Below are 21438 nucleotides of genomic sequence, written 5' to 3' on the forward strand. Positions count from 1 at the left end.
GGTCTACTTCAACCCCTTGTAGCTCTTACCAAGATCTTTTCTGAAACTCTTAACTAACTGCTTATAGAGATCATCATTTTTCCTGCCAAAGTCATCTATCCCGAGACTGAACAATTTAAAGAAGTCATCAAATAAGTTTCGAGTCTTAGCCGTTGCCACAAGCTCGATCTCGGCATATATGTCCGCTAACCGCGTATGTGTCCGAGCAGCGCGTTCCACAAAGAAATCTGCATCACGTTGCCATTTGGAAGTTGCACCGGCATCTTCCAGATCAATCACTAATAAGCGAGCCTCGATTGCAACTTTCATGGCGCGTGCGTACACGTCACGACGAACCTCTACGACATCATGCTTAACCCTGCGCCGCTCAGCCCAAGTTCCTGCCCCGGCACCCACCGCTCCGACAATAAGAGGGACGCCAACTGATCCAATCCAAAATTCCATGCTAGATCCTGACCTCCGAGCGGCTGAAGATACTGTGACACAGACTCATCGAATCCCTTTCAGCTCTTTACGAACGCAGTTTAGAAACGCGCTGTAATCCTTGTTGAGACTCTCTAGCCCGTTAGGGGTCAGGGCTTCACGATTACCATCAAATATCTTTCCGAACGCTTCGTACGCAGGCTTCGACATAAAAACTTCCGCTTCTGGAAGAAGCAGACGGAGCTCACTTCGCAGCCTAGCGCTTCGTTCTTTGGCAATATCCTCATCGACAGGCGCTGCACTCACCTTATGTCTGCGAAGACACTCGTCATACCAATCAACATGCTCTTTGGCTGCAGTCAAAGCGTTGAGATAAAGCGGTCGACTAGCTCGCTGCTTTTCACGCCGCTGTTCTTCCTTGCTCACCAAGAACGCAATCAACGCAGACAAAAGCAGCGTAATCACGCTTACAACTAAATCAGACCAATCCATCAGTTCGTTCCTTCGAGGTGGGCGAGCTTATTGGCGAAGAAGGCGTAGGCGGCGCGCATGTCCGCCTCGCGGTCGTTGGTCTGGAACGGGAAGTGATACGTGTAGCGCGAAGGGCGGTGGCCGGTGCGCTCGAACGCTTCGTCGCAGTCGTCCTCGGTGCGCGGGAACGTGCGCTCCTCCTCGGAAAGAGACTCGCCCTTCTTTCGGTAGGCCGCTGCGACCTCGTTGGGCACGAGGCGGCCGTGCGCGTCATACAGATTCTTCTTCTCGTACCCGTACAGCACCGCGAACTGGGTGCGGTACACCGTGCAGAGCTCATCTGCGGTCAGTCCCAGCATGAGCGCGACAAGGGCGTCTATCTCCACGAGGGCCTGCCTGCGCGCCAACGCGTTCCGCAGCGGCGACGCACCCGACCACTTAGGGTCAACGTTGCCGAGCGCAACCTTACCGATGTACTCGCGGTGCGGGGCCCACTCCATCTCCTGCCACGACGCATCGAAGGCATCGTTCCAGAGGTCCGCGTAAGCGTCGGTCAGGCAGTTCAACCGCGCCTCCCGCAACTCTAACTCGCGTGAGAGCGGGTGCTCGGCAATAAATGGCAGTCGTGAAACTGCACTGCCATAGACGACGGCTTTTGGTGCCGTTCGGATTGCGAAGTCCGATATTAGCGAAGACATAAACCCAGCAATAGCTATCAATGTGGAACTGGGTCGGCTAGGAAGCCCCATGCTGGTGACCCCATGAATGTGAGCCGCTCCTGGCGGAATTAGTGTAGGAATCAAGGTACGTTCACCATGGTTAGCAGCCATTGCCCGCCACGCAATGCGGTAGTGATCGCGGGCTGGGATCTCGCCACTGTTACCCCAGTGGGTGTACGCCGAATCGTAGTCAGCCTTACCGGGAACCGGCTTGTACGCCGTGTACGGCAGTTCATCTACAGCCAACGTTTCGAGGTCAACGCTTGACCAATCGAGGTGGCTCTTTAATCCTTTGTTTGGGGACTTATAGAGTGGAACTCCAACATGGAGATTCGGCCCCTGCAGGATGACCTGCTTCCATTGCTCGGCCTTACCCCAGCCAACCTCAAAGAAGCCCTTCGTTCGGTCGCTCTTCTCGTGCCATCCAGCAGAGAATTCAGGTTGCAGAACGGAAACTCTTTTGTTACCTGCAATCTTCACCAGAACGCTATCAAGATTACGGTTTGGAAGATACACCATGCGTGTTTGGCGGACTTCACATTCATCATCAAGAAGTTCTCGCCAGAGCGCGAGAGTATCGTCATCAACTTGAACAAGTCTAGCTGCGTGCGGCGTCAGGTCCCATCCCCCTGCCTCCGTCTTAAATGAAGGTGCCAGCCCTGTTCCATCGTGAAGAAACGACTGCTCAATGGTGTTCGGATGGTAGATGGAGTTTGCTCCGATAAAGTCTACGGATTCACGGTTCTTGCCGTAAACATGTACGCCGAATCGGAAGAGATGGGCAATTTCAAATAGGGACAACTCATTTACGAACTGCCAGTGCCTGCGAAGCCTTGGATATGTTACGCGCCGTAACGGTCCGGCTTTCTCGTCCGTAAAGTGTGACTCTGGGTGGATGAGTCCGGTCATGCCTCGTTTGGACTGGTGCTGCCACACGCGTTGCATGAAGCACCGGTACAGATCGGGTTGGAGTCCTTGCAATGCGGGGTACTGGGCGCGCGACCCCACGAACTCGGCCGTACACACCACGTCTTGGATGCCCTTTACCACCAGTTCGAGCATGCCCTCCTGTGCGAGCACTGCTTCTCGCTTCTCCGCAACGTCTTTCTGTGAAGGCTTGTTAGCGAGTTGGAACCACGGGTCTCCCTCAGCAAGGAGAGCGTGCTCGTCAATCGTTGGCCGGACCCACGGCGGGTTACCCACCTGCAGGTCGAACCCGCCGCGCGCGAACACGGTGGCGAAGTCGAGTTCCCAGTGGAAGAAGCCCTGCTCTTTAGCGATCTGCTCCACAACGGTCAGCCACTCGTGCTTCTCCGCCGCGTTTTGAACCTTGGCGGCTCCGGCGAACGACAGGTCGAGTTCCTCGGCCTCGTCGAGTTCCTTCCACGTGGCCAGAGACACAAACGATTGGTCCTGTATCGTGTCGAGTTTCTTTGTTGACTTCCATTCGGAGTGCACCCCGAGGATGGACTCGAGGCCGTCGATCCACTGGTCCACGCTTGGCGGGGTAATGCTCTCCCCCGCGCTGTTCTCCGGAACGCCTACCAGCGGCCAGAACCACAGGGCGTTCCACGCGTTCATGACCAGGCGCAAGCGCAGGTATGCACTGTTTGCGTCGCCAAGGTACGCCTCGATCTGGGCGCGATCCACGCCGCCCTCGAACTGGAGAGCCTCGGCAGCCTGCACGGCCGCATCATCGATGACCTGCTGTGCTGACTGGCCCGGAACCTGATCAACCGCCTTGTTAATTGCCTGGTCAGATACTTGGTCAAGTGACTGATCGGCCGCCTGCTCGTTCTCTTGTTCGGGCGCTCCGTTGAAGCCCCACACGTTGATGTTTCGGCGGATACCACGCTCAGCAATTTCGAGGCGGCGCAGCGTGAACTGCCACAGCACCTCGACTCGCCTCGAGAGGTTCACGAGCCGGTCGATCTGAGCCTTGGACGGTTTACCCTTGACCGAGTTCCGCCACAATTTGAGCGCCTTGGCCTCATCGGGAGCAAGTGACTTGGCTTCCTTCGAGTCCGAAGCCGCGCCCCAACCCTCGTGCGGCAGCAGGAAGTGGAACACTTTTCCACCCGTCGCATTGCCAACCTTATCCTGCGCCATTTCCTGCGCGAGCACGGTCATCGGCACGTCCGTTGGGGTTTGCGAAAGGTGTGCCTTCTTCTCAACCTCGGCGCGGCTAAACACCGAACGGCGCGCACCAATGAGCGAGTTACCGCGCCGCAAGTGCAAACCGAACCACGGAGCCTGAAGCCCCGCAACCATCGTGTCCAACCACAGCGAAATCTCGGCAAGCTCCACCGCAGTAGCGTTCAGGTCCACCCCATACACCTGGTGCAGCGCAATGTACGCCTTCACCTTCTGTAACTCGATCGCATACCTGTCGGGGTCAATGCGCACGCCCAGTTCGTCCTGCCGGCGCACCAGATACTCCTGCGCCAACTGAGACGTAGCCTCAATCACGAACGCACCCGAACCAAGCGCAGGCTCACATACACTCAAACCCAAAACCTCGTGAGCCGACGTCCTCTGCCCGTCCTGATCCAACAGTTCCTCAAGCGCCTGAGACACCGTGAACCGCGTCAAAACCTCAGGCGTGTAATACGACGCCGACTGCTGGCGCGCACGCCCCGAAAGCCTAAACACAAACGAACCACGCTGGTGCAGCACCCGCCTACGCTCCCCCGAAGAAGCGTCGGTAATCTGCACAAAATCCTTCACCGCAATACCCGCCGCGCGGTCCACCGGAACCACCCACGAACCCTTCGAAGAATCGCCATCCTTAGCAACCTCAAACAGGTCCGTCTCCGCAAAGAAGCCCGAATAACTCATCAGGCCCTCATATACGGCACCCAACTGGTTGATACCCAACTGCGCATACGAGATAAAGCCACGATCCCTACCCGAAGCAGCCTTAGACAGCAGCAACCGCTGCAACACCTGCTGCAAACACTGGTTACCCAACTTCACCGCATCAATCTGGGCCGTCGCCTGCGCAGTGAACAGGTCAGCGCGCAAGTCCTGGAAGGTGAGTTCCTCTAGGAAGGCTGGGCCGTGGTCTGCTGCTTCGGTGGTTGTTTGGGCTGCTTGTGTTTGGTCTGTGGCTTCTTGGCTTGCTTGATCCGTGGCGCGGGCGCCCGAAACCAGGCCATACAAAACCTGCAACGAATCAAACAGGTGCGTACCATCGAGTGCCCGTGGACTGGTCAGCTCCACCTGACAAAGTTCGCGTAAGCGGTCCAACGAGTACCCCTGCTCATACTCGGGCGCCCCCACCGGAAGCACGCCCAACTCAGGGGACGCCTCCGAATACAGCAGGAACAAGATCCGGTACAGGTAGCGCAGTGCCTGCTTGGCCAAAACCTGCGCCTGATCCTGCGGCAGCGGGTCCAAGCCTTGCGCTGCGCGGCGGGCCACAACCTCGTTACCGATGATTTCAATGGATTCACGCACGCCATCACGTAAATCCTGCGACACGCCAACCGTGTGCTTCACCGACGCTTCAAGAACCTCATCCCACCAGATCGACCCATCAGCATTAGGTGCCAAGGACTGCGCCGACAAACACGTCAGTGCCCTGTCGATCTCGCCGCCCTTCTTGGCGTTATTGCGTTCCAGCACTGCCTGGACGTCCACCGCTAGGTAGCGCCCCAACGGCCAGCGCTCACGCTCCGCCACAACCATGTGACGGCCCGCGAACACCAGAGCATAGCGTGGTGCAACGTCGTCCGGCTGGGCAAATAGGTACGAGAGCGTGCGGGCAATGGAGAAGAACTCGGCGTCCTCGGTGACGAAGGGTTCGAGGAGGGTGTGGGATTCGGGTTCTGGGGTGTCTGCACTTGTTGTGGCGCTTGTTGCGCTGGCGGTGTTGGGGCTTGTGGAGCGCTTAGCCAGCACGTCTTCAAGTGCCTCGCACGCGACACCGTAAACCAGAGCCAGCGGAGCACCCTGCACGCCAGCGTGGCTCGCGAAGGTCACCGGACCTTCCGCGCGCAGTTCGAGTCCGGCCGAACCGAAGCCTAGGATCGCGGCAAGATCGTTGTATAGGGCACGTGCGTCGGCAATCTGCTGCTCCGCCGAGAGTTTCTCCTCGCCGGCATCGCTCCGATACAAACCGGTGAACCGCTGCTCCAACGCTGCGCGCTGACCCGTCAACTGCTTCAGTGGAGAGGCAACACCGGACTTATCGTCCGCGTCCCACTGCTTCCGGCGATCCAACACCAGAGCCTGGAACGTCCCCTTCACACCATCAGACGTGAAGAAATGCTCCGAAATCCATTCCTCGCCAACAACAATCGCGTCCGAAACATTCTGCGCCACCATGATCAGGCCACCCCAGACTCTATTTTGTTACGAACTACATTCATTCCAACTCCGGAAGGTGACGTTGCGGGCTCACCAGTTGTAATCGTCGGCAATCCCGCCGCGACACAATCAAAACCCTGCGGAACCACCACAAACAACGGCCGCACCAATAACCGATCCGGTGCCATCTGCTCAACCAACGCCCGCTCCTGCGCAACCGCCTCCCGGCGCTCAGTCAACTCACGGCGACGGGCCAAACCATCCGCACTCGCCTGCCACGAATCCAAACGACCAACCCACGCATCAACCCTGCGCTGCGCTTCCTTATGCGCCGCACCAACAACCATCTGAACAGAACGCTCAACATGATCAATCGCCGGAGACATCAACGCAGACAACCTGTGTGCCTCGGGTAGTGCGCCCAAGTTCGGTACCTGCTGGGCAAGGCCCGCACGCGACAGCAAATCCGACAACGACTCATGGACCGTGGGTGCGCAAAAATCCAGATTCACCGTGCCGTCATCCTTAGAGAAGAACTCCGCCGACACGTAAATCGAAGAAACAACCTGCCCCGCACGGTTGGTCAACAGGCCATGCAACGCCACCAACGGCTGATCAACACCCGTCTGCGCCACAAACACCTGCGAACGGTCCAACTTAGACATCACATTGTCACAAGCCCAATCCAACACCGGATGCAGCGGACCCAAGAAGTGCGCCGCTGGCCAAGAGGTTTCTTCGGTGTCCGCTAGCGCGTCACGCAGGCTCATGGTGCCGCGCTGCTTTGTTGTAGCAAGGACGAACTCGTCTGCCACCCTGCGGTCCTTAAGGTAGGACTGCGGCAGCACATTCAACCGCGTGCGGAAATCCTTAGGCGGCACAAAACTCGCAACCCCATAGTCCGGGTGCTTCCTCCAACTAATACCGCCACCGCCATGCTTAGGTGCTTGCTCCGGGTGCGAGTAGATGCACGTCAACGCTTCATCCAAGAACTCCATGTCTGAAGCGAACAGGTCGGTGTGATCTTGGGGTGTTTGAGTGCTGTTGGTTGGTGCTTGCCCGGTGTTGTTGGCTATTACAGGATTTTGGCTGGTTTTGCCATTTTCACTGTTCTTGCCGCCGAGGAGGGTGCCAATCGTGTCCTCGTCTAGCGCGAACTTTGCCAACAAAGCCGCCACAGGGTCGTCGCTGCTCGTGAGGACCTGCTCGGGCGTGGACACGACGTCGTCGAGCTTCTTCTTGCCTGCGAGCACGTCACGGATCGCGTCCTCCTCGCGCGTCTCAAGGTACTCGCCCATAAGGCTGCCCGCTTCGCCAAGGACCTTGTGCGCCTCATGCTCCTTCTCTACAAGAATCTGGAGCACACGGATGTCGCCGGAGAACTCATCCTCCCCGGAATCCAGCAGGAGCGTGGTGATCTGCGGTGGGGTGCGCTGACCGTAGCGGTCAATACGTCCATTACGCTGCTCAATACGGATGAGCGAGAATGGGATGTCGTAGTGAACGAGGTTGTGGCACTGCGCGTGTAGGTTCACACCTTCGGATGCCACATCGCCCGTTACCAGAACGCGAAGAGACGATTGTTCCTGCTTAAAGGAATCAACAATTCGCTGCTGCTCCTCATCGCTTAAACCGCCGTGCAAAATAGCCACGTTCTCTGGCTTAAGTTTCAAATCCTTAGGCAGTTTCTCCGCAAGCCAACGCAACGTTGGAACGCGCTCCGCAAAAATAACCGCACGCTCAGTTTTCGTACCACCCACACCCACCTCATCACGCAGGTAGGTGACCAGACGGTCATACTTAGCCGAATCGTCGAAAATCTGAGAATTAAGTCCGCGCAGTGTTGTCAGTGACTGGCGTTCGGGTTCGGACTTGGTGAGTTTCAGGCGGTTGTCGATTGACTCCTCAAGCGCGGCAGGAGACGAAAGGAACGCTTTGGCAAGCGTCCACGGGAACAACGCGTTGGAACCGCTCGGCGGTTGCCCCGCACCCAGCCAGACCTGCGCCAACTCGCGTGAGACGGCGCGCTCACTCGGAGACGCTGGGACCAAAATGTTGTTAGGCTCTTTGCGCTCCGCCCACTCCGCACCAACCTGCCCAGCAACCTCAGGTGAATGCCTGTGCCGGCGAATAATCAGCCGCTGCGCCCGCTCCATATCAATCTCACCATCAGCGGAAACAGCCGTCGGATCAAGCAAGCGAACAATCTCCGCAAACGAGTCCTTACGGCCATTGTGTGGGGTCGCCGAAGCCAAAATCAGCGCATCAGTGTTGCGTGCGAGGGTACGGGCGAGACGGTTATTTAATGTGGCCGAGTTTGTCAGGTTATGCGCCTCATCAATCACCACAGCATCCCACCGCTGCTTACGCAACGCCGTCACATACCGGTCTGACTTCAACGTATCAATCGAAATAATCGCCCGCTTATAAAACGTAAACGGATTCCGGTTAGCAGGAAGATTCTGGCGAACCTTCTGAATACCCACCGAATCTAGGCGCACAAACGGCAACGAGAACCTAGACCACAACTCATGCTGCATCTGCTCCAACACGTGACGCGGCGTCACCACCAAAACGCGCTCACCACGGCCACGGCGCACCAGTTCCGAAAGGATCATCCCGATCTCGATCGTCTTACCAAGGCCAACAGCGTCAGCTAGCAAGATACGCGGCTTCAGCAGATCCGGGTCCAGCGCCCTAAGGACTGCGGCTTCCTGATACTTCAGGGTGTCCGCAAGCATCCGTGTCGAAACAGTCAAGCGAGTATCAGCCAACGGCACCGGAGTCTTACGGCGGTTCGCCTCCAACCACAAGCGCGTGTCCTTGTAATGCGACGAGCCATCCGCAATCACCCGCGTCTTTCGCGGATCGACAACCTCAATGTCGTCGAGAGACTCATAAAAGACCGCCGTAGTGTCCCTGACCAACTCACTCAAACCCTGGACCCGAACCAGCAGTTTGTTGGATGCTGTCGGTTCCGTTGCCGTAACCAGCCACTCCTCATCACGGACCAAAACAATCGAACCTGGCGCGATAGTCAAAGAACTGCCACTTGCAGGTGTAATCTGCGACGCCTTAGTCACGATGGGAAACCTCACTCACGTGAACAGCCTCGCCCCTAGATGGACATCGACAGCCGCTCAGAAATGGATACTGCTCCCCAAAACAATACCCTAGGCTGGGCTTTCACAGGTAGCACATCTCAGCACGCCGCACACAAACCCGAGCGGTAGCCGTCGCCCGACTGCTCGTGCCGCGCGAGGTTCCGCTGTTTCGTACGGTGCGTTCCAACCGTTTATGACTCAGTAGCACCGATTGCTCCCCACCCCTTCGGCACGAGGAGTTCCAGTTAGAGGAGTTCCTTCGGGTCAAGCACGATCGAGATTCGCTGGCCAAGGCGTTTGGCGCTCGCTATGCGGGACATGGCGTTGATAGCCCGCGCAAGTTCGCGTCCGAGTCGCACGGGAACGCGCAGGATCGCCCGAACATATGGCAGGTCATCTAGGGTTTGACCGTCAGGGTCATCCACCACAACAGGGCCAAGTACCTCAGCTTCATCAGGCAAAGTCAACGCATCAAGGAATTGGGCAACTGAAAGCCTATCCCCCGAGATCGAAGCAACGCGCCACGATGGCGGCAGATGGAGTTCCTGACGTTCCGCGAGTTCACGCTCGGCCATACCAGGAGCGTCCCACCGTACAAGAGCCTGCGTGGGCAAGGCCGCGCCAACACCAACAAGGTAAACCCGCCCACCCTGATGACGGGACCGGACGAGCCCTGCCGCCTGCTGCCACCGCTCCAACGCCTCCTGATGCGCATATAGACCCGAGCCTGCGGAACTCACGTGGGCATCCAACAAAACGCCGAGCACGTATCCACCAGGAACATACGGTTCCGCCCCCGGTGTAGCGATGACAAGCGAAGGACGCGACCGAATCGTCTCAACCACCCCTTCACGAGCGCGAGCCGCAGAATAGATCACCGGAACACCAGGGAACGCACGCCCAAGTTCCTCAGCCGTACGCTCCGCCCCGATCCGCATCGCACGCAACCCGGTAAACCCACAGGCATCGCACTCCCACGCGCCGCTGAGTGCACCGCACCAGCGGCACTGTGGCGCACCTCCAGCAGAGTCAAGCCCCAACGGTCCGTGACAGTGCGTGCACTTTGCGGCCTCTCGACATCGAGCACACGCAACATATGGCACGTATCCGGCGCGGGGCACCTGAATCAGTACCGGCCCACGATCCAGCCCGGCCCGAATATCCCGCCACACCCGCTGCGGCAAACGACCATTCTTACCGCCGCTGTCCTGCGCGATCTCGTGTTCACCGAACTCAACGACGTGCGGCGCACGAACCCGCAACACCTCACGCGGAGCAACGATCTCCCCCGCCCAACCCGAGGCAAGCAATGACTGCGCATGCAGCGTACGACCCAAACCACCAATAACCAGCGCGGAGCCATACTGCTCGCTCCGCAGCGAAAGCACCTCACGGGAATGAGGATAAGGAGCATGCAAGTCCTGATGGGACTCGTCACCATCATCCCAGCACACCAGCAACCCGACCTCAGGCAGCGGCGCAAACGCAGCAGCACGCGTCCCAACCACCACGTCAACCAAACCACCGCCAGCGACCAGATAGTTCCCGTAACGCTTCGCAGCCGAAAGTTCATGCGTCAACGTCACAAACGAGGCTGCACCCTCAGGCGAATGACCGCTCACAAAACCCGCAAGCAGCAGCGCATCACAAACCCGATTAACCTCCTTCGCACTCGGCACCACAACGAGCATCCGCTTCCCGGCTGCCCGTGTTAGCAGCGCCAACGACGCAATCGCCGCCGCCCAATGCGGCACGGAACTCAGGTCCATCTCCTCCACCCCAGCGGCAGACACCAAGCCCGGTGCACCCCATCCCGGCAGCGACGTCCACACCGCCCGCGGCGCACTCACCGGCTCACCGTCGCCCGCCTGAACCGCACACGCAGCCGTCAAATGATCAAGATAGGCGCGCCCCGCCAGATAGTCATCCCACAGGTCCGACCAGTCGACAAGCCCCGCACCGCTCGTCGCGCCAGCGGCGCTCGCGGTTTCTGACTCATCTGTTATGTCACTGCTGGCCGGGTTCTCTGCGTCTACTTCATTGCCGACGATCCCCTCAGCGTCTCCTTCGGGTTCAGTATCAGCGTGGAAGCGTTCGATGAAGGCTTTCTCCGTCGCGGCATGACGCGGCGGTATCGCAAGGCGGATAACGTCTGCCAAAGACCCGCCATAATAGTCGGCGACCCGACGATAGAAAGCCAGGGAATCGTCGGAAAGCAGAGAAACCCGCGATACCACGGATTTAAGAGGCATGAGCCTGCCGGTGTGACTGGAACTTTCGGTGCGGGCGACGATATACCCGTCAAGCTGCTGCCCTCCGAACGGCACCTTCACCAAGGCGCCTGGCACGGCTGCATCAGCAAACTTCGCTGGCACAAGATAGTCAAAATATTGGTCTAGGTGGATGGGAAGTCTCTCCACGACCACCGAGGCGACAGGCAACTGCTCAGCGATCTTGACGGCACCCGCAGTCGAATTGCGGGAACTACGTTTCTTGCGTCCGACGGATTCCAAACCGGAGAAAGCGAGTTGCTCACCAAAATCGGTACTCACCCTTCCTCCTGTTCTGTCCAACTGTTACACCACGATTATCAGTCCATGCGATCGATGTATCTAGAGCATACGTCGCATAAAAGCACCACCATAAAGTACTTGCTCAATGCGTAAACGTAGCACAGGACGTTCCGATGCGCGCATGGCCTGTGCACAACGGCTACCCAACCGAGAAGACACGCACATGAAATGTCAGAAGCGAGTAATACACTCGCCTGAAAGACAGGCAAGAGAGGCAGACATCGATGACACTCAACGAACAGCAGCTTGACCGTGCAATTGGGTCCGTACTGGCCAGCGCAGCAGGTGACGCCTTGGGGTCGCAGTACGAGTTCGGTCCTTCCCTCTCCGATACCCAGAAAATAACGTTTGGCATCGGTTTCTTCGGCCACGGACTCGGCGAGTGGACCGACGACACCTCCATGGCGATGCCTATCCTGTTTGCTCTCGCGGACGCACGAAACCTCCTAGACCCCGAAACGTTGGCGGATATCGCTGCGCAGTGGCGTAACTGGTCCGAAACCGCACAGGACGTGGGCACCCAAACACGGGCTGTGCTTCAGCAACTGAATCAACCGTTCACCGAAGCCGATGCGCGGGCCGCCGCCGCGGAAGTACACGAACGAAGTGGACGCAGTGGCGGGAACGGTTCGCTGATGCGCACGGGTCCCGTTTCACTGGGATTCCTGAAAGACGGAACCGAAGCTCAACTCGTTGAGGCCGCCGGTCGAATCGCCCAGTTGACTCACTGGGAACAGGACAACGTTGATGCGTGCGCACTCTGGAATCTTGCTATCCGCCACGCCATTCGCACCGGAGAACTAGATGTCACCGCAGGGCTTGAATGGATTGCATGTGAACGTCGTGACCGCTGGCGAGAACTCATCGCCGAGGCCAGCACGCCAGGTACGCATCCGCGAGACTTCGCTGAGGGAAATGGCTGGGTAGTCCGAGCATTCCAAGCGGCGCTGAGCGCAATCATGAACTCGAACGACCTCGTAGAGACTTTGGAAGCCGCGGTGCGTGGTGGAAAGGACACCGACACGGTTGCGGCCATCGCAGGTCAGCTTGCCGGTGCCATCTACGGAGCGTCGCAGGTACCCGCACAGTGGTCCGAGTTACTGCATGGCTACCCGGATCTTCGGGCCACAGATCTAGAGCGGTTAGTTCGCCAAGCAGCCGAGCAAGACCAGTGCGCAGGATAAGTCGTGACGGTTCGCGGTACCGGCCCCGTTGCACGAGTTGCGCGACTCGCACCGCGACAACCTCAAAACGCAGGCCGTATACAGACTGGTTGCGCGGCCAAAACCGCCTAGTTCTCGATCGCGGCGAGCAGTTCCTCGACCTTGTTGGTCTGCTCCCACGTGAACTCCGGCAACTCGCGGCCAAAGTGACCGTAAGCCGCTGTCTTCGAGTAGATCGGACGCAGCAGGTTCAACTGGTCGACAATCGCGGCTGGGCGAAGATCGAACACGGACGTGATGGCCTTGTGGATCTGCTCGACGGGCACCTTCTCGGTTCCGAAGGTCTCCACATACACACCGACCGGGTGTGCCTTACCAATCGCGTACGCAACCTGAACCTCGCAACGCTTAGCCAGCCCGGCAGCCACAACGTTCTTTGCCACCCAACGGGTCGCGTATGCAGCGGAACGGTCCACCTTCGAAGGATCCTTACCGGAGAAGGCACCGCCACCGTGGCGGGCCATACCGCCGTAGGTGTCCACGATGATCTTGCGTCCGGTCAGACCCGCGTCGCCCTTTGGACCACCGGTCACGAACGTACCGGTTGGGTTCACGATGAGGCGGTAGTTCGATGAGTCGATCTCAAGCGATCCAAGAACGGGAAGCACAACATGCTTTTCGATCTCGGCACGCAGTTCATCCTGGTCAATACCTGGGTCGTGCTGGGTCGAGAGGACAACGGTCTCGATCGACACGGGGCGGTCACCGTCATATGCAACGGTCACCTGGGTTTTTCCGTCTGGGCGCAGCCCCTCGATGATTGCTTCCTTACGCACATATGCCAAACGCTCGGCCAAACGATGCGAAGCGTACACCGGGATGGGCATGAGCGTTGCGGTCTCGTCGGTCGCGTAACCGAACATGAGTCCCTGGTCACCTGCACCCTGCAGGTCGTATGGGTCGTCGTGCGAGGAGGCATCGTCACGGAACTCGAGCGACTTGTCCACACCCTGAGCGATATCGGGTGACTGCTGGCCAATGGAGATGGACACTCCACATGAGTCTCCGTCGAATCCGATGGCCGATGACGTGTATCCGATGCGCTTGACCACTCGACGCACGATCTTGGGGATCTCGACGTATGCGGTGGTGTTCACCTCGCCTGCGACATGCACGAGCCCCGTGGTCACCAGTGTTTCCACGGCAACGCGCGCGGTGGGGTCTTCTTCGAGGATTGCGTCGAGGATTGCGTCCGAGATCTGGTCGCACACCTTGTCCGGGTGTCCTTCTGTAACGGACTCGGACGTAAACAGGCGCAGGGATTCAGTCATGATCTTAAGAATACTTGTTTCCACTATGCGAACTGGGGTTTGTTCGCTGTTTAATACGGTTTTCGGGTATGGCGTTGTTCACGCCGTGAAAGACTTTAGTTTTTGCGGTTGTCCGCAGCGAGTTTGGCCACGTGATCGAGGATCGCGTGCGATACGGCAAGTTTGTCTCCGGTTGTCTCGCCTACAGGCTCGCCTGCGGCATCCAAAATGGTGACGGTGTTGTGTGGAGTGCCGAAGCCTAGCCCATCCCCCACCTCATTGACGACGAGCAGGTCGGCTTTTTTGCGTAGTGCTTTGGCTCGCCCGTGGTCGAGTACCGTTCCAGTCTCATCTCCGGTCTCTGCGGCGAAGCCAACGATGATCTGCCCTGGACGCTGACGATTGGCGGCAAGACCCGCAAGGATATCTGGGTTCTTCGTCAGACGGATGGGTTCTGGTTCTTGCCCCTGGACCTTCTTGATCTTCGCATCGAGACGCTTTACGGGACGGAAATCAGCGATGGCGGCGGCCATGATGACGACATCAGCTCCTGGTGCAAGGTCGTTGACGTCGCGCTCGATATCGAGGGCGGTCGTTGCATGCCGCACATCCAGCCCGTGTGGGAGTGGCACGGTCACAACACCGGCAATGAGCGTAACGTCGGCACCTCGAACTTTTGCGGCCTCAGCAAGCTTGATGCCCTGGAGACCTGAAGAGTTGTTGCCAAGGAAACGTACGGGGTCGAGGGGTTCGTGGGTGCCACCAGCAGTGATGACCACTTTGAGTCCGGCGAGATCCTGATTGATCTGACTCACCGATAGAGCGAATGCAGCGATGTCTTCCGGCTCCGGTAAACGTCCGGGGCCTGAGTCCTTGCCGGTGAGCCGCCCACTTGCTGGTTCAAGCACGTGGATGCCTCGTTCGCGCAGGGTAGACACATTCGCAACAGTTGCAGGGTTGCGCCACATCTCCGTGTGCATCGCGGGAGCCACAACGACCGGACAGGTTGCTACAAGAACCGAGGCAGAGAGCAGGTCATCTGCGCGCCCGGTGGCAATCTTCGACACGAAGTCCGCAGTCGCAGGTGCGATCACGATGAGATCGGCTTCTTGCCCCAATTTGACGTGAGCAACCTGGTCCACGTCTTCGAAGACACTCGTGGTGGCAGGTTGGCCGGTGAGCGCTTCCCAGGTCGCCGCACCGACGAAGTTCAGCGACGACTGAGTCGGAATGACCCGGACGTCATGGCCAGCCTCGGTAAAGGACCGTACGAGATGGGCAGCCTTATATGCTGCGATACCTCCGGTGACGCCCACAATGATTCGCATGTTTCGACCCTTTACCTAGATTCGTGGCAGCGCTGAGCAAACAAAAATCTCCGCCCGCCCGAACGGGCGAGCGGAGATGGGAAGAGTTGAAGGGCTAACGTCTAGTTAGCGTCCTCGTCCTTGAGTTCGAAGGTCAGGAGGCCCTCGTTGATCTCACGCATAGCGATTGAGAGAGGCTTCTCCTGGTTCTCGGTTTCCACGAGGGGACCGACAAACTCGAGCAGACCCTCGCTCAACTGCGAGTAGTAGGCGTTGATCTGACGCGCACGCTTCGCGCTGTAGATCACGAGCGCGTACTTCGAGTCAACGGCTCCAAGAAGCTCGTCGATTGGTGGGTCAGTGATGCCCACTGGTTCTGCAACGGTTCCAGACAAAATGAACTCCGACGTTTTGGGTTCGAAAACTTGGGTTCCTCTGGCAATTCAATCGTGCAGATTGAACTCCAGGGGTTCAGGCCAGTGTGAACACTAGCCGTCTCATTGTAGTGCGAGATTGTTTATAACTCAACAATCCCACCACGCAATAAAGTGCGGTGTGGATGACATTCAGCCATCCACACCGCACCTAAGAAGACTCAGAAGTTCTTCGGCTCGAGACCCATAAGCCGAATGATCTCATCGGTTGCACGTGTCACGTCATCGTTGATGACGATGTGGTCGAACTCGGCTTGAGCCGCCAACTCGACGCGTGCGGTTTCTAGCCGACGTTCTTGTTCCTCAGCACTCTCGGTGCCTCGGCCAATCAAACGTCGGACTAGTTCCTCCCAGCTCGGCGGAGCTAAAAAGATGAATTGTGCATCAGGCATTGATTCCTTGACCTGGCGCGCTCCTTGGAGATCGATCTCCAGCAGCGCGGGAACGCCAGTGTTCAATTGTTCCTCAACGGCCTTCCGCGGGGTTCCATAGCTATTGCGGCCATGGACAACAGCCCATTCCAGCAGTTCGTCATTCTCCACCATCTCGCTGAACCGCTGCGGTCCAACAAAAAAGTAGTTCACTCCGTCCACCTCACCCGGGCGTGGGTCTCGAGTGGTGGCAGACACTGACAACCACACTTCGGGATAGCGTGCTCTGATGTCAGCGGAGATTGTGCCCTTGCCTACTGCCGTGGGTCCAGCCATTACGGTCAGCCTGCGCGGCGCACTCGAAGTATGAGAATTGTTGGATGGTGCTGCAGCGGAAATGATTATCCGAACCTTTCAATCAAAGCTGCCGCCTGGTGTGGCCCAAGACCACGTACGCGACGAGACTCAGCGATACCGACGTCTCCCATGATCGCACGTGCCTTGACCTTCCCTACCCCGGGAAGGGACTCAAGTAGTGATACTACTTTGAGTTTGCCGATAGCTTCGTCGGTTTCGCCCTTCTTGAGCACCTCGGAAAGCTTGGTTTCTGAGTTCTTGAGGCGACCCTTCACCTCGGCGCGCACGCGACGAGCTTCAGCCGCCTTTTCGAGCGCTGCGGCGCGCTGCTCTGGAGTCAGTTCTGGTAATGGCAACGTTCGTCACCTTCCTCAATCAATCGGTTGAGTCCTCGGATGAGCACCCAAGGGGTGAGATTCCCGCCCTGATCTGCACCAGTTCGGAACGTCTCGATTTTTACCGTAACCCGGAATTGGAAAAAATGACGCCCAAAATGGCATACGACGTGCGATTTCTACAAAAATTCAGCCACAACACCCCATGAATACCCGTAGAAATCGGACATTTCGCGCATTTGGCAAACGACGAAGGCTGGGAAAAATCCCTATGAACTGGGGATTCCCTCCGAGCCTTCGTAAAACGTTTGCCTTACCACGCCAAAGCGTGTGACAGCTATCCGTTCGGCGTGTCGCGCAACGCATCACGAGCTTCGGCTGCTGCCACTAGCGCTGCACGCTGCAGTGCTTCATGGCTTGGACCAGCTTTCAGAACGCCCCTGGAGCTTGAGGCCAGCACACTTGTCCGCGCGCCACCAAACACTTGGGCAAGTTCAGCAGCACCTGCACCCTGTGCACCCACACCGGGTGCCAAGAGCGGGCCATTTACCGCTGCAAGATCGACGCCTAGGTCGCGAGCCGCGTCGCCAATGGTTGCGCCCACAACGAGTCCAATCGAGCCAAGCTCACCACGAGATGCCGCATCCGCGTTCAACGCCGCAGCATGAGCCGCCATGTCTGCGGCAACCGAAGTACCCGTCGTAGTTACCGAGTGCTGGACCTGCTTCCCCTCAGGGTTCGAGGTCAGGCACAGCACAAACAGTCCCCTACCAGTTTCGTGCGCAAGTTCGACCGCAGGTGCCAGAGATCCAAAACCAAGGTAAGGAGAGACCGTCAACGCATCACCGGCGAGTGGAGCACCATCTGCGAGGAACGCGTCAGCATACCCAGCCATGGTTGATCCGATATCGCCACGCTTGGCGTCAACGATAGTCAACGTTCCTGCATCGCGCGCCGCAGCGATGACTTCCTCAAGGACGCCCACGCCCTTGGACCCGTGGCGTTCGAACAGAGCAGACTGCGGTTTGAAGGATGCAACCTTCCCACCCAACGCTTCGACCACGGTGAGTGAGAAGGACCGCAAACCGGCTATGTCGTCGGCAAGCCCCCATGCGGCCAGCAAACCGGGGTGTGGGTCGATGCCAACGCAGAGCGGGCCAAACTCGGTCATGGCCGCCGCGAGGCGGGCACCAAACGGTGCCCGCTGCGGTGATACTGCTGCGGTCATGCTGAGACACCCGCGTTGCGCTGTGCGTGTTCCTGGATGGAGGTCACAGTGAACGGGCCGGACAGGATAGCCTCGATAGCTTGGACGGCAGCGGTCAGTTCCTCTGCGGTCGTGATGATTGGCTTGTCGGCTGCAGTCACAGCCGCACGAATCTCATAACCATCCGCGCGTGCACCCTGACCTGACGGAGTGTTGAAGACCATATCGACCTCACCATTGGTGATCAGGTCCACGATGGTGGGCTCGCCGGTCTCTGAGCGCCCATCCGAGTGCTTGCGCACGATCTCAGAAGCAATACCCGCTCGGCGCAGCACCTTAGCGGTACCAGCGGTGGCGAGCAGTTCAAAGCCGAGTTCCGCGAGGCGCTTGATCGGGAAGATCACCTGGCGCTTGTCGCGGTCAGCAACCGACACGAACACGCGACCGGACGTTGGCAGGCCACCAAACGCCGCAGCCTGGGACTTGGCGAACGCCGTTGGGAAGTCCACGTCGAAGCCCATGACCTCACCGGTCGAACGCATCTCAGGGCCGAGCAGGGTGTCCACCGCAACGCCATCTGTGGTACGGAAACGCTTGAACGGCAAAACCGCTTCCTTCACAGCGATTGGGGCGTCAATCGACAGGGTCGAACCGTCTCCCTCCGCTGGAAGAACGCCTTCAGCACGCAACTGCTTGATCGACTTGCCGGCCATGAGCAGCGCCGCAGCCTTAGCAAGCGGAACACCGGTTGCCTTTGCGACGAACGGCACGGTGCGCGATGCGCGTGGGTTTGCCTCAAGCACGTACAGCACATCCGAGATGAGCGCGTACTGCACGTTCATCAGACCGTGCACGCCGATTCCCTTGGCTAGGGCGAGGGTCGAGCGGCGGATGCGGTCAATTTCGGCATCTGACAGGGTCAGCGGAGGCAGAACGCACGCGGAGTCACCGGAGTGGATACCGGCTTCCTCGATGTGCTCCATGATTCCACCGACATACATTTCCTCACCGTCGAACAGAACGTCGACGTCGATCTCCATGGCGTCGTCCAGGAAGCGATCGATCAGGATCGGCGCAAGTGGGCCACCGGACAACGCAGCCTCGCCAAGTGCACGCTCCACATAACCGGTCAGGTGCTCCTCGGAGTAGACGATCTCCATGCCACGTCCGCCGAGCACGTAGGACGGACGCACCAGAACCGGGTAACCGATTCCCTTCGCGATCTCCTTCGCCTCACCGAGAGTCGTTGCGGTTCCGAATGCCGGTGCGGGCAGGTTCGCCTCGCTCAGTACTCGACCGAACTCTGCGCGGTCTTCAGCGTTGTCGATCGCCTTCGGGGAGGTACCCAGAATCGGCAGACCGGCCTCTTGGAGACGTGCGGCGAGGCTCAGTGGGGTCTGACCGCCAAGCTGCACGATAACGCCCTTGATCGGGCCTGCAGCAAGTTCGGCCTCGTAGATTTCGAGGACGTCCTCAAACGTGAGTGGCTCAAAGTAGAGACGGTTTGCGGTGTCGTAGTCCGTGGAAACGGTCTCCGGGTTGCAGTTGATCATGATGGTCTCGTACTCATCCTTGAGACCAAGCGCCGCATGCACACACGAGTAGTCGAACTCAATGCCCTGCCCAATACGGTTTGGACCGGAACCAAGGATCAGGATTGCCTCACGTTCACGCGGCGCAACCTCGGTTTCCTCGTCGTAGCTCGAGTAGTGGTACGGGGTCTTCGCGTCGAACTCGGCCGCACAGGTGTCAACGGTCTTGAACACTGGGCGCACACCAAGCGCGCGGCGCACCTCACGCACAGCACCCTCGGCTGCGGCCCGGGAACCCTTGATGCCGCGCAGGTCGGCGATCTGCTGGTCCGAGAGTCCATTGCGCTTGGCGCGCAGTAACACATCGCGGGTGAGCGCTGGGGCGTCGGCTACCTCTTGCGCGATCTCGTTCATGAGTTGGATCTGGTCGAGGAACCACCGGTCGATCTTGGTTGCCTCATACACCTGCTCGATGGTCGCACCGGCACGCAGAGCCTGCTGGGTTTGCACGAGACGGCGTTCGGTTGGACGCTTGATTTCCTCAAGCAGTGCGTCGAGTTCTGCGCCCGCTACCGGGGTGCCGTTCCAATGGAAGTTCGTGCCAGCCTTATCGATTGAACGCAGGGCCTTACCGAGTGCCTCGGTGAAGTTACGGCCCAGCGACATTGCCTCACCCACGGACTTCATGGTCGTGGTGAGGGTGTCATCGGCTGCTGGGAACTTCTCGAACGCGAAGCGTGGCACCTTCACAACGACGTAGTCGATGGTTGGCTCGAACGCCGCGGACGTGGTTCCGGTGATGTCGTTCTGGATCTCATCGAGGGTGTAACCGATGGCCACCTTCGCCGCGATCTTTGCGATGGGGTAACCGGTCGCCTTCGATGCCAGAGCCGAGGAACGCGAGACACGTGGGTTCATCTCGATCACGATGATGCGGCCCGTGTCTGGGTCCACGGCGAACTGGATGTTACATCCACCGGTGTCCACGCCGACCTCGCGAATCACGGCGATACCGATGTCGCGGAGCTTCTGGTATTCGCGGTCCGTCAGGGTCAGTGCCGGAGCAACGGTTACCGAGTCACCGGTGTGCACGCCAACCGGGTCAACGTTCTCGATCGAGCAGATCACGGCGACGTTGTCGTTCTTGTCGCGCATGAGCTCGAGCTCGTATTCCTTCCAGCCGAGGATGGACTCCTCAAGCAGAACCTCAGTGGTTGGCGAATAGTGCAGGCCCTGGCCAACGATACGGCGCAGGTCTTCCTCGTTGTACGCGAAACCGGAGCCGAGACCACCCATCGTGAACGATGGGCGCACAACAACCGGGTAACCGAGCGTGTCAGCTGCCGAGAGCGCCTCGTCGATGGTGTGCACGATTGCGGAGCGAGCGGACTCTCCCCCACACACGTCCACGACCTGCTTGAACTGTTCACGGTCCTCACCCTTTTGGATGGCCGGAATGTTCGCGCCGATCAGTTCGACGTTGTACTTGTCCAAAACCCCGGCCTCGTCGAGGTCGATTGCCGCGTTCAGGGCGGTCTGTCCGCCGAGGGTTGGCAGGATCGCGTCTGGGCGTTCCTTCTCGATGATGGAGGTGAGCACATCGGTGGTGATGGGCTCGATGTAGGTGGCGTCAGCGAACTCCGGGTCCGTCATGATGGTTGCCGGGTTGGAGTTCACGAGGATGACTCGTAAACCCTCGCTCTTGAGAACCCGGCATGCCTGGGTTCCGGAATAGTCAAACTCGCATGCCTGACCGATGACGATCGGGCCCGATCCGATAACGAGTACGGATTGGATATCTGTCCTGCGTGGCATTGTGTG

14 protein-coding genes are annotated in these 21438 nt (G+C 58.7%); 2 read left to right on the forward strand and 12 right to left on the reverse strand.

The genetic code is table 11. The annotated features are described in order from the left end of the window. Positions 1–3: 3 nt before the first annotated feature. From ACFSYH_RS03385 to ACFSYH_RS03405, 5 genes are all read right to left on the reverse strand, one after another. Positions 4–444, reverse strand: coding sequence for a hypothetical protein (locus ACFSYH_RS03385; protein WP_377465097.1), 441 nt, complete (start codon positions 442–444; stop codon positions 4–6). A 45-nt stretch (positions 445–489) separates the two neighbouring features. Then, the gene (locus ACFSYH_RS03390) at positions 490–915 is read right to left on the reverse strand and encodes a hypothetical protein (RefSeq protein ID WP_377465098.1); all 426 of its coding nucleotides are present in this window, start codon (positions 913–915) and stop codon (positions 490–492) included. Next, positions 915–5942, reverse strand: coding sequence for an Eco57I restriction-modification methylase domain-containing protein (locus ACFSYH_RS03395; RefSeq protein ID WP_377465099.1), 5028 nt, complete (start codon positions 5940–5942; stop codon positions 915–917). The genes ACFSYH_RS03390 and ACFSYH_RS03395 overlap by 1 nt, the downstream gene beginning before the upstream one ends. A 2-nt stretch (positions 5943–5944) precedes the next feature. Further along, the gene (locus ACFSYH_RS03400; RefSeq protein WP_377465100.1) at positions 5945–9007 is read right to left on the reverse strand and encodes a DEAD/DEAH box helicase; all 3063 of its coding nucleotides are present in this window, start codon (positions 9005–9007) and stop codon (positions 5945–5947) included. A 266-nt stretch (positions 9008–9273) separates the two neighbouring features. Then, on the reverse strand, positions 9274–11580 hold the full coding sequence (locus tag ACFSYH_RS03405; protein ID WP_377465101.1) for a primosomal protein N' family DNA-binding protein: 2307 nt from the start codon (positions 11578–11580) through the stop codon (positions 9274–9276). A gap of 245 nt (positions 11581–11825) precedes the next feature. On the opposite strand from ACFSYH_RS03405, the gene ACFSYH_RS03410 reads away from it, so the two are divergent. Further along, positions 11826–12785 (forward strand): ADP-ribosylglycohydrolase family protein, encoded by a 960-nt coding sequence (locus ACFSYH_RS03410; RefSeq protein ID WP_377465102.1) that lies wholly within the window; start codon positions 11826–11828, stop codon positions 12783–12785. Positions 12786–12892: 107 nt separating this feature from the next. On the opposite strand, the gene metK is transcribed toward ACFSYH_RS03410, so the two are convergent. From metK to mihF, 5 genes are all read right to left on the reverse strand, one after another. Then, on the reverse strand, positions 12893–14095 hold the full coding sequence (gene metK / locus ACFSYH_RS03415; RefSeq protein WP_377465104.1) for a methionine adenosyltransferase: 1203 nt from the start codon (positions 14093–14095) through the stop codon (positions 12893–12895). 95 nt (positions 14096–14190) lie between these two features. After that, positions 14191–15402, reverse strand: a complete 1212-nt coding sequence (gene coaBC, locus ACFSYH_RS03420) for a bifunctional phosphopantothenoylcysteine decarboxylase/phosphopantothenate--cysteine ligase CoaBC (RefSeq protein ID WP_377465105.1) — start codon at positions 15400–15402, stop codon at positions 14191–14193. A gap of 101 nt (positions 15403–15503) precedes the next feature. Then, entirely contained in the window at positions 15504–15776 is a 273-nt protein-coding gene (gene rpoZ / locus ACFSYH_RS03425; protein WP_377465106.1) for a DNA-directed RNA polymerase subunit omega, read from the reverse strand. 200 nt (positions 15777–15976) lie between these two features. Further along, on the reverse strand, positions 15977–16585 hold the full coding sequence (gmk, locus tag ACFSYH_RS03430; RefSeq protein WP_377465239.1) for a guanylate kinase: 609 nt from the start codon (positions 16583–16585) through the stop codon (positions 15977–15979). A gap of 2 nt (positions 16586–16587) precedes the next feature. Continuing rightward, a complete protein-coding gene (mihF, locus tag ACFSYH_RS03435) occupies positions 16588–16899 on the reverse strand; it encodes an integration host factor, actinobacterial type (protein ID WP_377465107.1) in 312 nt (103 codons plus the stop codon). Between mihF and ACFSYH_RS03440 the strand changes: the two genes are divergently transcribed. Continuing rightward, entirely contained in the window at positions 16893–17087 is a 195-nt protein-coding gene (locus tag ACFSYH_RS03440) for a hypothetical protein (RefSeq protein ID WP_377465108.1), read from the forward strand. The two genes, mihF and ACFSYH_RS03440, sit on opposite strands and share 7 nt — an antisense overlap. A 128-nt stretch (positions 17088–17215) precedes the next feature. Here the strand turns inward: ACFSYH_RS03440 and pyrF are convergent, their stop codons facing one another. Both pyrF and carB read right to left on the reverse strand, forming a co-directional pair. Beyond that, positions 17216–18106 carry an orotidine-5'-phosphate decarboxylase gene (gene pyrF / locus ACFSYH_RS03445; protein WP_377465109.1) on the reverse strand — a complete coding sequence of 297 codons (891 nt, stop codon included), beginning with the start codon at positions 18104–18106 and terminating at the stop codon, positions 17216–17218. After that, positions 18103–21432, reverse strand: a complete 3330-nt coding sequence (carB, locus tag ACFSYH_RS03450) for a carbamoyl-phosphate synthase large subunit (protein WP_377465110.1) — start codon at positions 21430–21432, stop codon at positions 18103–18105. The genes pyrF and carB overlap by 4 nt, the downstream gene beginning before the upstream one ends. Positions 21433–21438: the final 6 nt, after the last annotated feature.

The organism is Populibacterium corticicola (assembly GCF_042683685.1).
GTDB lineage: Bacteria > Actinomycetota > Actinomycetes > Actinomycetales > Cellulomonadaceae > Timonella > Timonella corticicola.

Bases quoted from the DNA above. Each gene is read 5' to 3' on its own strand.
- ACFSYH_RS03395 (WP_377465099.1), bottom strand. From the start codon at position 5,942: ATGGTGGCGCAGAATGTTTCGGACGCGATTGTTGTTGGCGAGGAATGG.
- ACFSYH_RS03410 (WP_377465102.1), top strand. From the start codon at position 11,826: ATGACACTCAACGAACAGCAGCTTGACCGTGCAATTGGGTCCGTACTG.
- pyrF (WP_377465109.1), bottom strand. From the start codon at position 18,106: ATGACCGCAGCAGTATCACCGCAGCGGGCACCGTTTGGTGCCCGCCTC.
- ACFSYH_RS03390 (WP_377465098.1), bottom strand. From the start codon at position 915: ATGGATTGGTCTGATTTAGTTGTAAGCGTGATTACGCTGCTTTTGTCT.
- carB (WP_377465110.1), bottom strand. From the start codon at position 21,432: ATGCCACGCAGGACAGATATCCAATCCGTACTCGTTATCGGATCGGGC.
- metK (WP_377465104.1), bottom strand. From the start codon at position 14,095: ATGACTGAATCCCTGCGCCTGTTTACGTCCGAGTCCGTTACAGAAGGA.
- ACFSYH_RS03440 (WP_377465108.1), top strand. From the start codon at position 16,893: ATGGCAACGTTCGTCACCTTCCTCAATCAATCGGTTGAGTCCTCGGAT.
- ACFSYH_RS03385 (WP_377465097.1), bottom strand. From the start codon at position 444: ATGGAATTTTGGATTGGATCAGTTGGCGTCCCTCTTATTGTCGGAGCG.
- coaBC (WP_377465105.1), bottom strand. From the start codon at position 15,402: ATGCGAATCATTGTGGGCGTCACCGGAGGTATCGCAGCATATAAGGCT.